A 13,540-nucleotide genomic window follows, 5' to 3' on the forward strand; every position below is an offset into this window, starting at 1 on the left:
GGATTGGGTTGGGTAATGGAAGTTCTGTGATTGGTACTTCTTATATACCCCGAAAACGGTGGTTTTTTGCATTTTCGAGGTTATATTACATAATAGTCCCCTTTACAATTCGGACACTATTCAGTCAATTATAACTTTTTGGGGAAGTACTACGATGTGAGTGAATGCGGTAAGATGTAGAGTATAGAAAACGATGCATTGGGGATGTGTAGAGATGAAGGATAAAACCAAATCAACGGTTAAATCGGGTGTTACATTCGGCTCGGCTTTAGCCATTGCAATTTCTTGGAGTGTACACAAATCGATTTTATGGGCTTGTATTCATGGATTATTCAGTTGGCTGTACGTACTTTATTATGCTGCGACACGCTAGAACTAATCAAAAAATCCTCCATCTCAAATTTCATAGATGGAGGGCTTTTTTAATATATTCGATGTTCTTCCTACCGGTAAAATTCCCAATACACCAGATTTACACATAGTAAAATGGCGGAAAGAATAGAAACGAAGAAATATATATTTTGTGTTTTATTCAATCGAAGCTTTTTCTTCAAAAACAGACTCGTTACAATGAAAACACTGATTAATATTACATAAATGATGGTGAACATCATATGGACTTTAAGCGATTCGTACGTCGTCATGGAAAGGGTTTTATAAATCATAAATGCTACGTTAGAAACGACTAGAAGATTGAGTACGATCAGTATCAGAATTACGATATGAAACGCGCGCTTTCTAAACTTAGGTACTAAAATAAGGGCACTGTAAACAACAGAAAACAAAGTCGCGGCCAATCCAGCTATGAGCATAGCCCATTCGAACAGATGACGCTTTAACGAGATTTGAATGTGATCCCCAAGAGAGGTGGAGAGGATATTGCCGTATTCAGGATGAACGGAATACACATCACGGGCGTACATACTGAATTCCTCTTTATTGGAATAAATACCGGGATGTTGTTGCGTATATAGAAATCCGTTTGTCATTAAGTTATGTTGACCATTTTGTTTAACTGAAAATCGATTGGCCAAGCCATACATTTTGCTGAACCCGTGATAGGGTACTCGAGCAGCTTGGTAGATTCCTGTCCATGGTGCTGAATTTTCCAGCTTTTCCACTTCAGCACTAAACTCGGGCTTGCCAAATACAAGTTCTGGAATGCCGAAACTAAAATTCGTTTCATTTGATTGATTGGTCATGACGATGACTCCAAGTCGTTTTTCCCTACTTAAGTATAAAGAAGAAGTGAATGCAATTGTGTTTCCACTATGTCCAAAAGTTTTTGTTTCTGCTGGAAGTGAAAGGAAGCCATGTGCGATACGTGGGATATTTGTTCCTGGATAAAAAGCGCTGGGCTCAAACAGCAAGTCGATTGTGTCTTCCTTTTTAAATAAAGGAGAACCCTTTTCGGATAAAAATGCAGTAACGAGCAAAGCAAGATCATCGATTGTTCCCATTATACTTCCCGCAGGATAGAGGGGAATCGCATACAAATCGGGAGTAATGGGTTGATTATCCAAGGTATAGCCTTGAATTTTCTTGCGCTCAGATTTCACCCACTCATTGGCATTTTGCAATGGATCAATGGATGTATGCTTCATTTTCAAAGGCTCAAAAACATGTTCATTTACATAGTCAACATAGTCTTGTCCGCTCACATTTTCCACAATAAATGCAGCCAAAGCAGCACCGTAATTCGAGTAAGCCATGATCTCGCCTGGACGAAAAACTTGCTTCACATCTGTGTTATTGAGCGTTTCCTTAAGAGACAGCATTTCAGAAGGATTGTAGAGCACCAAGTCGGTATAACTGTCGTCAAAACCCGCAGTATGATTCATAAGGTGAAGCAGCTGAATCGGTTCCTCAAATTTCGTTGGAAGTGGAAACGATTCCGGTAAATAATGCCGAATGTCTTGATTTAAATCGATTAAACCATCCTCAACTAACTGCATGACACTAATCCAAATTACAATTTTAGAGACGGATCCCCATTCAAAAACACTTTCCTCGTTCACTTTTAAATTCTTTTCACTGTTGGCAAATCCAATTGATTTACGTACGACTACTTCATTATCTTGAATAATCATTATCGCAAGGCCGGCAGTTGTGTCTTCGTTTTGCGAAATATAGTCATCCAGTTTATTTTCCAATGAGTGCATATCCGCCGATACAGTGCTGTTCGGCAAAAAGAGCATGAATGCTATACAACTTATGACGGAAAATTGAAACCATTTATTGAATCGCTTCATTAGGCACCTCATTTTTGATGTTCCTTATAGTATACCTCATGTGGTGACAGTCCCCAATACAAATTAGACACTATTCAGAATTCAATGAGTGCCTGGAACCTTTTAGAAGGAAACAGAAAACTTCCCGGATGTGAATTTATTTAATTAATGTTATATTTAATGGAATAGTTCATGTTGGGAAGGTGGAAAACGTATGATTGGACGTAATGACCCATGTCCGTGCGGGAGTGGACAAAAGTATAAGAAGTGTTGTGCCGGTAAGAGCGACGTACCGGTTGAACAGCTTGTGGATGAGGAATTGGAACGAATCTTATCAGGTGTGTATGATCTTGTTTCAGATCCGAAAAGCGCAGCTGAATTTGATGGTTATTTGAGGAGTTGGACAAATAAGCTGGTTGAATTTTTTGATGAAGAAACGATTGAGGTTTCTGTAAGTGAATATTTCCTTTTCGTAGCTAGAGAAGATTTATGGAAACGTTATTTAATGAAGGTACTCAATTCGAGTATGCGAAGTGGAACGCGGTCTGTTGTTGAATCTTGGCAAGCACCGATTGTTTTATTTGGTACGGTTAAAGCCGAGCAGAATGATTTTCTAGAAATTGAAGAGAATCTTGGTGAGAAAACGTATTTTCTAGAAATTAAAGATGAAATGCGTTTTGATATAGGTTCTATTGTCTTTGGAGTTGTGTTACCTGATGATCGGAATCATCCAAACGGAATAAAAACCGTAACTTCGCTTCTGTTTGTACGTCAGGGAAGTGAGACGATTAAGGAAAACGTTGTTGCGCTTGCGGAAAGTAGTGGCCTTCAACAAAGTAAGGATTTTTATAAAAAGCATATGTTGGATATCTACAAAATAATAGTGGAAGCTGTGGACAACCCTCTTGAAGACATTATTGACAATGAGTTGAGTGAAGCTCATAGATCCGTGATGGATTCATTAACAGGTATATTTGAAATGACAAGAGTAGATATAGAAGAACAACAACTTTTGAAGAGCGTAGGGGTAATGTATTTACTAGAAGAACAACCGAACTTTCGTAAACCAAATGTTGTTTCAGCTGGAATGTTTCAAGCCGGAATTGATTTGGGAATCATCAGTTTAAGTATGACCCAAGCTGATGTTGCACAACTATTTGACGTATCCGTTGGTGCAATGGCGAAACGTGCAGAGGAGATTGCGGAATTTGCTATCGAAAGCTTGGAACAACAAAAAGGGATTTCTAGAGGACCCCGAGTAGTAAGAAGTGTAGGAACGTATCCGTTATTGACGGAACGTGTTAATTGGGAGATGAGTGTTAAGCTCTCGCGCAAACACTTTGACACGTTAGAAGCGATGCAAACCTATATGACGCTTACGATGAATGAACCCTTTCAACCAAAAGGGGAAATGGAACAAGCACAAACGTTCATTTATGATGCGTACGAAGCGGATAATAATCAAGTTCGATATGAGCTGGCTGAAAAAGCATTGCGATTAGATCCTGAAAATCCAGATGTATATCTCATCCGAGCCGAACGAACTGAAATTGATCATGAAGCTGAACACTTATACAAGACTGCGATTGAATATGCAGAAAGTCGATACGAAGCGGTCGATGAAAATCCTTGGGGCCTTGTAACCAACCGACCTTATATGCGCGCATTATTCGCGTATGGCGTGTGGCTTTTTAATAAGAAAAGATACGACGAAGCAGGAAGAGTATTCAATGATCTTCTTGAGATGAATCCTGATGATAATCAAGGCGCACGGTATTTAGCGATTTCTTCCTACATTGAAACAGAAGATTTCGAAGCCGCGGAGATTATACTTGATGAATACGAAGAAAATTCTGAAACGGATGCTGCTTACTTATATCTCAGATGGTACTTGGAAGCTTGTATGTCCGAAGGGGAGTCTGTAAATTTAGATTGGATGTTTGAAGAAGCTATGGAAGAAAATCCATTTGTGGCAGAAATGCTGGACTCCGATGATTCGAGGCCGCTTTATCCTAAACGTTTGGATTGTGATTCAGGCAGCTTTTCAGAAGCCATGTATATTATGAGTTTACTTCATTAATTTTTGCGATATTCACGACATAAGTCCATTCCATAAGAGCCTTCCAGCAAATACGATGCTGGAAGGCTTTTTAATTCTAAACAGGTCAGTGCAGTGTCAGTCACTTACGTAATTATACTGAAATCATTGAGTACTTCGTTATATCTGAATATTTGTTTGACTCAATTAATAGCAAGTGTTATGGTTCTAATAATATTGATTTGAATTCATGGAGGTGTTCTTAAATGAATAAAAGGGATCAATAGATTATGGGGAATAAACAGATTATTTCTATCCCAAACTAAGTAGATTACCATTTTGTTGAAAAAATTTCTATAGCCTTTGGTAATACTAGCTTACAAGTTATTAGCACATTGTTAATAGAGTGTCGGATAAAAGAACAGAATACTCATACATATTAAAGGAATGATGAAATTGAATTTCAATTATAAACCTGCGGGGGATTCGGCAATCTTAATGGATCTTGATAGTGGCATTAATGAAGAAACGAACACAAGGATCATTCATTTGGCAAGTTTCATTGAATCGAAGTCAGAAGAAGGATTTGGCGAAGTAATCATAGGTTATCAATCAGTACTCGTTCAGTACAATCCATTAAAATTGAGTTATCAAAAAGCCATAGACCAACTTAAGCGGTTGGAAGAAGTATTGAATAATACTGGATCTCAATCAAGAAGGACAATTGAAATACCTGTTCTTTACGGAGGAGATCATGGTCCCGATTTAGAGAAAGTAGCCCAACATAACAAACTTACGATTGAAGATGTGATATCTATCCATTCCAAATCTCAATATCTCGTCTATTTTCTCGGATTTACTCCTGGTTATCCTTTTATGGGAGGGATGTCAAAAGAGATTGCTACACCGCGTTTAGAAAGCCCTCGTTTTGCAATACCTCCAGGCAGTGTTGGAATTGCAAAAGATCAAACTGGAATCTATCCAGTTGCGAGTCCGGGTGGATGGAACCTTATTGGGAATACTCCTCTACGCTTATACAATTCGGAGAAAAGCAATCCCTTTTTGCTTAAAGCAGGAGACTTTGTAACGTTTCGATCCATTCAAGTTGAAGAATATGACGAAATAAAAGATCAAGTTGAAAAAGATACATATAAACTAGTAATTGATTGTTAAAAAGAGCATTTTAAATATGGTTTCTGCAGTAAAAAGGAGGAATCTACCATTTTTGAAATAATAAAACCAGGATTGTTAACAACCATTCAAGATTTAGGGAGAACTGGATATCAAAAGTTTGGCTTAGCGGTATCTGGCTCTGCGGATCACTATTCACATCGTATCGCGAATTATCTTGTAGGGAACAGCGAGTCAAATGCAGTTTTAGAAGTAACTCTTTTTGGACTAAAAATGAAGGTGCTTACAAGTAATGTGATAAGCGTAACAGGAGGTGATCTCACTTTCACAATTAATGGGGATCTATCTCCCATGTGGACCTCTTTAAAAGTATTTGAAGGAGATGTTATTGAGTTTTCTCGTTGTAAGTCAGGATGCAGGGCATATGTTGGGGTTGCCGGTGGGATTTCAATTCCAGAAGTCATGCAGAGCAGATCTACAGATACAATTGGGAAAATAGGTGGAATCGAAGGAAGAGCGTTGAAAAAAGGAGATATTATTCCTGTTGAAACTAAATCATTACATCATTTTAATGGAATCCGACGTCGGTTACCTGAAAAGTTCATACCAAAACATGAAACGCATGTTCACGTAAGAGTCGTACTTGGACCACAAGAGGAAGCTTTTACTAAAGAAGGAATTGATACTTTCTTTTCTTCTATATATAAAGTTTCAAATGATGTTGACCGAATGGGGTGCCGGTTAGTGGGACCAATAATTGAACATGTAGATGGAGCGGATATAACGTCTGAAGGTATTTTTTTCGGTGCGATTCAAGTTCCTAGAAATGGACAACCCATTGTTTTTCTAGTTGGAAGGCAAAGTGTAGGGGGCTATACGAAAATAGGTGGAGTCATTACTGTAGATCTTCCGAAATTGGCCCAAGTGAAACCAGGAGACTCGATCATGTTTGAACAAGTAACTGTCGAAAAAGCGCATACTTTGTTAAAAGAAAGTGAAAAGGTTTTTTCGGTTTTAAAAACATATTCAAATAACTAATTATTGGAGAGTGTAAAAAAATGACGAAGACAATTGATTTGAATTGTGATATGGGTGAAAGTTTTGGCGTGTACAAACTTGGTTTAGATGATGAAGTTATTCAGTTAATATCCTCTGTAAATGTCGCGTGCGGTTTTCATGGAGGTGACCCTAATATTATGGATCATACGGTTGCAATGGCAAAAAAGTATGGTGTTGGGGTTGGTGCCCATCCTGGTTTTCAAGACTTGGCGGGGTTTGGCAGAAGAAATATTGATATGGAAAGAGAGGATTTGATGAATTTAATCATTTATCAAATCGGAGCTCTTGATATATTTTGTCAAAAACATGGAGTTCCGCTTACACATGTAAAACCCCATGGCAATATGAATAATATGGCCGATTCAGATGAAGAGATGGCAACTAATATTGTAGATGCTGTACTTGCAGTTAGACCGGATTTACCTATTATGGTGAAGCCCAATTCCCAACTGCATTTAGTCGCAAAAGCAAAGGGTTTACCGTTTATACTAGAATTGTTTGCAGACCGATCCTATAACAGCGACTTTTCGCTAGTGTCGAGAAGGATTGAAGGGGCAGTCATTACAAACCCGAATAAGGTAGCTCAAAGAATGGTGAAAATGGTTACAGAAGGGAAACTTACAACTTTTAATGGTGAAGAGATAGAGATTGAAGGACAGTCAATCTGCGTCCACGGGGATACTCCAACTGCTTTGCAGATGATAAAAACCATTCGAATGGAGCTAGAACATGTTGGTATTCAAATAGCTCCTTTTTCAGTTTAAAAGGTATCTATCAAAGGTTTTATCGTCATTTTTTGTAGTATGGGCCACCTCTTAAATAACCCCTTTTTCAGAAACTTTTTCAACTTTATTTTTATTCACTAGTATTGCTCTCTTTAAACCTTTAATAAGTGGAAGTTCAATAAATGAGTAAGTCAGACACCCTACAGTTGTTGCTATGGCCATTAATAGTATACTTGTTAGTACTCCACCAAGAGTTTCAAAGACATTCAGAACGCTGAACAAGTCCGTAAAAGTGTACAGAACTAAGTTGTGAGATAAGTAGATAGCAAAAGATGCATTTCCGATATAGTTTAAAAACTTAGGAATTGAAATGCTCTTCTGCATATCGATGGATCCCAATCCTAAAATAATTAAAATAGAAGATACACCTGTGCCAATATCAAAGTTTAAATCAATAACAGGATAAATATAATTTAACCACGTTAATGGAAATCCAATTAAGCCGATTCCAGCAATAACGACGCCTAATTTTGTATTAAACGGAGATTTTAATATGAAGTATGCAGACCATAAACCAGCTAAAAAGATAAGATTATACTCGTTGAATAAGAAGTTGATGAAATAGTTTTCGGACCATAGTATTCCCCGGACAAAAGCTAAAGAAGTTAAAGCAAATATGAATAAGATTGCCCTTGAAATATACTTTTTAGGGAGAAAAAGAAGTGAAAATAAGATGTAAAAATAGATTGTATGGACGAGTGACCATGCTACATTCAGTATCGGTACATTATCTCTAGGATCGGGTAAGAGTAGAAAAGATGCAAGGATTGAGTGGTATGTGACTTCATCTAGATGAGGAAATAGTAGAAAGATTAGGATGGCTACTGAAGTAATAATCCAGTAAAGTGGATAAACCCTAATAAATCGGTTAAGTAAATACCCTTTTAATTCATTTGGTTTATTGAATTTAGTATGATAGATATAATAAAGCATGAAACCTGATAAAGCGAAAAAGTAATTTACCCCACCCGATATAGGAAGTTGATTGATTCCGAATAAGCTGTAATCCCAATAGCCGGTCATAAATTCAGATACATGAAAAAGCATTACTAAGAGTGGGACGAGTGCTCGAGAGAATTGAATAAGTACTAATCTTCTTCGCATATTAGCCACATCCGTTCATTATTCTTGTTTGATATCGACTAAGGTTGTTTTTTTGTCGGATTATTCCGATAATTAAAGTGATGCTTATACATTAAATGATGATGTATCACCTGAACTATTTATTTCTAGTCGTATTACTATTTTATGTTAAATATAGAGGCCTGTATATACTCTTTTTCACTTTTTTTCGGTGCCTTGTATCAAAAGTAAACAAAAAACAACCTCCCCAATAAAATTCATTGGGGAGGTTGTTTTTGCGTTATATAGACGAGTCCTGTAAAACCATGAGGTATTTCCCAGGAAATTAGCGTTAATTAGACATTCATTGCACCTGTTTATTTCTTAGGAAGTGCAACCCAATGGCCTTCTGAAACTTCAACGAGTTCGGAATTGAGTAGGTTGTATTTATCTTGGCCTGTATCTTCTTCCATTAGAATACGTTTTTTATTTGCTTCAACTTTTGGATCTGGAATTGGAATTGCAGCTAACAATGACTTTGTATATGCATGCTGTGGATTGCTGTACAATTCTTCACTTTCGGCCAATTCGACAATTTTACCCGCATTCATTACAGCTACCCGATCACTAATGTGTTTGACCATCGATAAATCGTGGGCAATAAATAAGTAGGTAAGTCCAAGTCTGTGCTGAAGGTCTTCAAGTAGTGTTACAACTTGAGATTGAATGGATACATCAAGAGCAGACAAGGGTTCATCACACACGATAAACTTTGGTTCAACAGCTAAAGCACGGGCGATTCCGATTCTCTGCCTTTGTCCTCCTGAAAACTCATGGGGATACCGCATTGCATGCGATGGCTCCAGTTCAACCATATCTAATAATTCTTCAACTCTGCGCTTTCGATCCGATTTGCTTGTAGCTAATCCGTGGATATCCAAAGCTTGACCGATTAAATCAAGGACTTTAAGGCGAGGATTAAGAGATGAGTAAGGATCTTGGAAAATCATTTGCATATGTCGACGCATTGTTTTCATTTCGCTTTTAGAAAGTCTGTTGACAGCCATTCCTTGGTATAAAACATCCCCATCTGTGGGTTCATTTAACCGTAAAATTGCTCGGCCGGTTGTCGATTTTCCTGAACCGGACTCACCAACAAGACCTAGTGTTTCTCCATGTTTGATGGTAAAGCTAATATCGTCTACAGCTTTTAAATAATTACCTTTGCCCATATCAAAATGCAATTTCAATGATCGGACATCGAGTAAAGGTTTGTGTATATCTGTATTTGTAATGATAAGTGGTGGACGTTTAGGCTTCTTCTTCTCATCTAAACGAGGTAAAGCATTTAAAAGTTGCTTTGTATAAGGGTGTTTTGGATTCGCAAAGATTTCTTCTGTAGTTCCAGTTTCAACAACTTCACCTTTTTTCATGACAACAACGCGGTCGCACATTCCCGCAACAACACCGAGGTCATGTGTGATTAAAATAATGGAGGTACCAAAGTTGCTTTGCATATCCCTCATTATATTTAAAATTTGAGCTTGAATGGTTACATCCAAAGCCGTTGTAGGCTCATCTGCGATAAGAAGTGCAGGTCGGCAAGCAAGAGCGATGGCGATCATGACACGTTGTCGCATTCCGCCGGAAAACTCATGGGGAAATTGGTTGTAACGTGTTTCACTGTCTTTAATGCCAACCAATTTTAAGATTTCAATGGATCTCTGTTTCGCATCATTCTTCGATAAATGCTGATGCTTTATTAAACTTTCAGCGATTTGCTTACCTATACGAATGGTCGGATTCAGTGATGTCATTGGATCTTGGAAAATCATGCTGATGTCACGACCGCGAATACTTTCCATTTCTTTTTCTGTTTTACGTGCAAGGTCTTCACCTAGGAAAGTGATTTTTCCATCCTTTACATTTGCGGGGGGAGAAGGGAGTAGGCGCATGATGGACCTGGCCGTGACGCTTTTCCCACTACCTGACTCCCCAACAATACCTAGTGTTTCACCTTTTTTCACTTCGAAGCTAACACCTCGAACCGCTTCGAAAATAGTATCTTTAGATTCAAAAGAAACGCGTAAATCCGTTACTTGTAAAATAGTTTCCAAGGGATGCACCTACCGATAGCTAGAGTTGTAGTTAGAGTATTCCGTCGTTGACTTATGTAGCAAGTTTAAATATACTTTACTATACTACAAAATATTAAGCAATAAAAGGGAGGAGAGTTTAAAGTCAGTGGGAATGAGCAAACAAAACGCAGCAAATGCAAAGACGGGACTTCATTTTCAAAACGCATATACAAAGCTACATATCCATCCCTTTTATAAATACTTGATTTGGTTTTTAGGTATACCTCTACATATTTTCACAGTTCTCTATTATCAGTTTAAGAAAAAAGATACTATTTATCCAATACTATATTCTGAAATTAAAAACACATTACTATCAGAAGGTTTTAAAGCGAAATTGAAACTGGATTACCACAACCAAATTATTCAAAAGCAATCCTTTTTCGATCAGAAGGTTAGTATGGAAGAAACTGAAAAACAAGCTGAAAAATTAGCGGAAGAACGTTTTGAAAAGGAGATTCAACACAGGACGATGATTGCACTTGAACAAAAGGGTATGAAAAAGCAATCGTATTCCAGTTTCTTTGAAAACTTACTTGCAAAACCTCTCTTTTTAATTGTTAGTTTTATACCAGGCATTTTGATGTATGCATTGTTGCTACTATTGAACAATTCATATGTAAAATTCATTTTCGAAAGACTTGTTATGGGAATATTCGTTGTGCTAGGTGTTGTAGTACTTGTGTTTACAATCCTTTATATCTCCCCATTTGATCCCGCGGCAAACATTATAGGAGTCACAGGAACAAAAGAACAAATTGCGCAGTTTAATCATATCTATGGATTGGACTTACCGTATTTAAATCAATTGTGGAATGCGGTTAAGGGAATCTTCACGTTCAACCTTGGGAATTCCTTTGCAGGTAATGAGGATGTTGCGGCAAGTATAGCGAATAAGTTTCCAGTAACCTTAAAGCTTACTCTCTATGCGCTTATAATGGCGATAGTTGTTGCGATTCCAATTGGTATTATTTCTGCAACAAAATCCAATTCTTTCTTTGACTATACATTTATGTTCATTGCACTTCTTGGATTGTCCATTCCAAACTTCTGGCAAGGACTTATCTTTATTTTAAACTTCTCTATTAAGTTACAGTGGTTGCCAGCGACCTTTAGTCCACAAAATGGGTTATCGATGATTATGCCTGTTGTGGTTCTAGGGACTGCACTAACAGCCTCTGTTGCCCGGATGACCCGTTCATCCATGCTTGAAATCATTAATGAGGATTATATCATTACAGCAAAAGCAAAAGGGCTCAATCGAAGTCAAGTACTTTGGAAGCATGCAATCGGAAATGCTATGATACCAATCATTACAGTGATAGGCCTTCTCTTCGGTGGTATGTTAGGTGGGGCTGCAGTTACAGAGAAAGTATTTAATATAAGTGGTATTGGTAGCTATATTGTAGATAAACAATTTATCCCAGATATTCCTGCGATTTTGGGTGGGGTAGTATACATTGCAATTACCATTTCATTGGTAAACATAATTATCGATATACTGTACGCGTTTTTCGATCCGAGAATTCGTTCTAAGATGAAACAAAGTTAAAGTAGGTGTAGGGATGGATGCAATGGTAAAGATGGAAAACAAGAAAGTATTGAAGGCTTCACCAGAGTATACACAAGCAACCTTCACTCTGGTTACCTCTTTAGTTCTTACAATAATTTTAGCTTTGAACAGTTTTGATTTCACTACTAAAGTGATTAAACCTTTTGTGTTCAGTGTGTTTGCGGCATATGGGCTAGTTACTTTAATCCAAATTCTTATAACGTTAAAAATTAAAAAAGACTTGCTAAAAGTAGGCGAAATTAAAAGCTCAACACGAAAATTGGGTTATCTGCAGTTACTAAGTCTTTTCACAGGGAATGTTATTACTGCAGCTTTTGCTTTTAATTTAATTAAAAAGAAAAAAACGACAGAGTATACGTTTGCAGTATATGCACTTCTAACTCAAATTTTCATTATTGGAATTTCGGCACTCAATCTTTTTAAACCCTACGTTTCGGATACATTTGTGCCGGCAATGGGCATACTCTTACTGATTGCGATTTTTTATGTTGTTTCGTTGTTTTTGGTGGCGAAACATGTCGAAGCCCATACTGCCAAGCCTTGGATGATATTTATTGCCATTCCAATGCTGTTAACGGCCGTCACAGGTAATCTCTTTGCGTTGTTTTTAGGTATCAATCTCCTTATGAAATCAAGAAGTTTTGATGTATCAACTATCGTGAAATGGGATACCATTTGGGGAAAGATTACTCGAAATACGACCGCAATTTTAGGTTTGTTTTTCATTATTTTAATGTTATCCATCTCTGTCTGTAGTAACTTTACATTTGACTACACCATTGCTGTTGAAAATAGTTATGCAGCTATTTTACAAAGTCCAAGTCTTCAATATCCACTTGGTACAGATAACTTTGGTAGGGATTTGTTTTCAAGAATTGTTTTTGGAGCTCGAATATCTCTTATTGTAGGGTTTCTTTCTACGATGATTCCGGCTGTTATAGGGGGAATGCTCGGCGCTTTCGCAGGATATTATGGTCGTCATACGGATAATGTGATCATGAGATTGTTAGATGTTCTGTATGCAGTTCCCGGTATTTTACTTGCGATTGCAATTATTGCAGCATTCGGAGCGAATACAACAAACTTAATCATTGCGCTCAGCGTGGGTTCCATACCTACATATGCTCGAACAATGCGTGCGAACGTCTTAATGGTATCCAATTTAGAGTATGTAGATGCTGCACGTGCATTAGGGGAAAAAGATTTTACAATTATATTCAAGCATGTCGTACCCAATTCACTAGCCCCAATGATTGTTAAGTCTACACTAACAATCGGTGGAGCCGTTATTGCGACAAGTAGTTTGAGTTATCTAGGACTTGGAGTGGAACCGCATATTCCAGAATGGGGAAATATTTTAAAATTGGGCAGTACATATCTTGAAACCAATTCATATCTAGCCATATATCCTGGACTTGCAATCATCTTACTCGTTCTATCTTTCAACTTTCTTGGAGATGGATTACGTGATGCGCTCGACCCGAAATTAGATTAATTAGTAAGTTTTCTTACAACTAAGATGA

10 protein-coding genes are annotated in these 13,540 nt (G+C 37.6%); 7 read left to right on the plus strand and 3 right to left on the minus strand.

The window, feature by feature from the left end; all coding sequences use genetic code 11:
- The first annotated feature begins 214 nt into the window (after nucleotides 1–214).
- The gene (locus ACFSFY_RS01445; RefSeq protein WP_381535399.1) at nucleotides 215–373 is read left to right on the plus strand and encodes a hypothetical protein; all 159 of its coding nucleotides are present in this window, start codon (nucleotides 215–217) and stop codon (nucleotides 371–373) included.
- Nucleotides 374–443: 70 nt separating this feature from the next.
- Here ACFSFY_RS01445 and ACFSFY_RS01450 read toward each other — a convergent pair whose 3' ends face one another.
- The gene (locus ACFSFY_RS01450) at nucleotides 444–2,252 is read right to left on the minus strand and encodes a serine hydrolase domain-containing protein (RefSeq protein ID WP_381535400.1); all 1,809 of its coding nucleotides are present in this window, start codon (nucleotides 2,250–2,252) and stop codon (nucleotides 444–446) included.
- A 193-nt stretch (nucleotides 2,253–2,445) separates the two neighbouring features.
- Here ACFSFY_RS01450 and ACFSFY_RS01455 point away from each other — a divergent pair, with 193 nt between their 5' ends.
- The 4 genes from ACFSFY_RS01455 (at nucleotide 2,446) to ACFSFY_RS01470 (ending at nucleotide 7,223) form a co-directional block, all read left to right on the plus strand.
- A complete protein-coding gene (locus tag ACFSFY_RS01455) occupies nucleotides 2,446–4,311 on the plus strand; it encodes an SEC-C metal-binding domain-containing protein (protein WP_381535401.1) in 1,866 nt (621 codons plus the stop codon).
- Between the two features lie 414 nt (nucleotides 4,312–4,725).
- Entirely contained in the window at nucleotides 4,726–5,442 is a 717-nt protein-coding gene (pxpB, locus tag ACFSFY_RS01460) for a 5-oxoprolinase subunit PxpB (RefSeq protein ID WP_381535402.1), read from the plus strand.
- Between the two features lie 60 nt (nucleotides 5,443–5,502).
- The gene (locus tag ACFSFY_RS01465) at nucleotides 5,503–6,438 is read left to right on the plus strand and encodes a 5-oxoprolinase subunit C family protein (protein ID WP_381535572.1); all 936 of its coding nucleotides are present in this window, start codon (nucleotides 5,503–5,505) and stop codon (nucleotides 6,436–6,438) included.
- 20 nt (nucleotides 6,439–6,458) lie between these two features.
- On the plus strand, nucleotides 6,459–7,223 hold the full coding sequence (locus tag ACFSFY_RS01470; RefSeq protein WP_381535403.1) for a LamB/YcsF family protein: 765 nt from the start codon (nucleotides 6,459–6,461) through the stop codon (nucleotides 7,221–7,223).
- Nucleotides 7,224–7,274: 51 nt separating this feature from the next.
- Here ACFSFY_RS01470 and ACFSFY_RS01475 read toward each other — a convergent pair whose 3' ends face one another.
- Together ACFSFY_RS01475 and ACFSFY_RS01480 are read right to left on the minus strand one after the other, a co-directional pair.
- Nucleotides 7,275–8,348: an acyltransferase family protein gene (locus tag ACFSFY_RS01475; protein WP_381535404.1), complete on the minus strand. Its 1,074-nt coding sequence runs from the start codon at nucleotides 8,346–8,348 to the stop codon at nucleotides 7,275–7,277.
- A 335-nt stretch (nucleotides 8,349–8,683) separates the two neighbouring features.
- Entirely contained in the window at nucleotides 8,684–10,423 is a 1,740-nt protein-coding gene (locus tag ACFSFY_RS01480; RefSeq protein ID WP_381535405.1) for an ABC transporter ATP-binding protein, read from the minus strand.
- Nucleotides 10,424–10,556: 133 nt separating this feature from the next.
- Here ACFSFY_RS01480 and ACFSFY_RS01485 point away from each other — a divergent pair, with 133 nt between their 5' ends.
- The gene (locus tag ACFSFY_RS01485; protein ID WP_381535573.1) at nucleotides 10,557–11,996 is read left to right on the plus strand and encodes an ABC transporter permease; all 1,440 of its coding nucleotides are present in this window, start codon (nucleotides 10,557–10,559) and stop codon (nucleotides 11,994–11,996) included.
- A 13-nt stretch (nucleotides 11,997–12,009) separates the two neighbouring features.
- Nucleotides 12,010–13,512 (plus strand): ABC transporter permease, encoded by a 1,503-nt coding sequence (locus ACFSFY_RS01490; protein ID WP_381535406.1) that lies wholly within the window; start codon nucleotides 12,010–12,012, stop codon nucleotides 13,510–13,512.
- The last annotated feature ends 28 nt before the right edge of the window (nucleotides 13,513–13,540 follow it).

The organism is Sporosarcina siberiensis (assembly GCF_042681925.1).
Taxonomy (GTDB): domain Bacteria; phylum Bacillota; class Bacilli; order Bacillales_A; family Planococcaceae; genus Sporosarcina; species Sporosarcina siberiensis.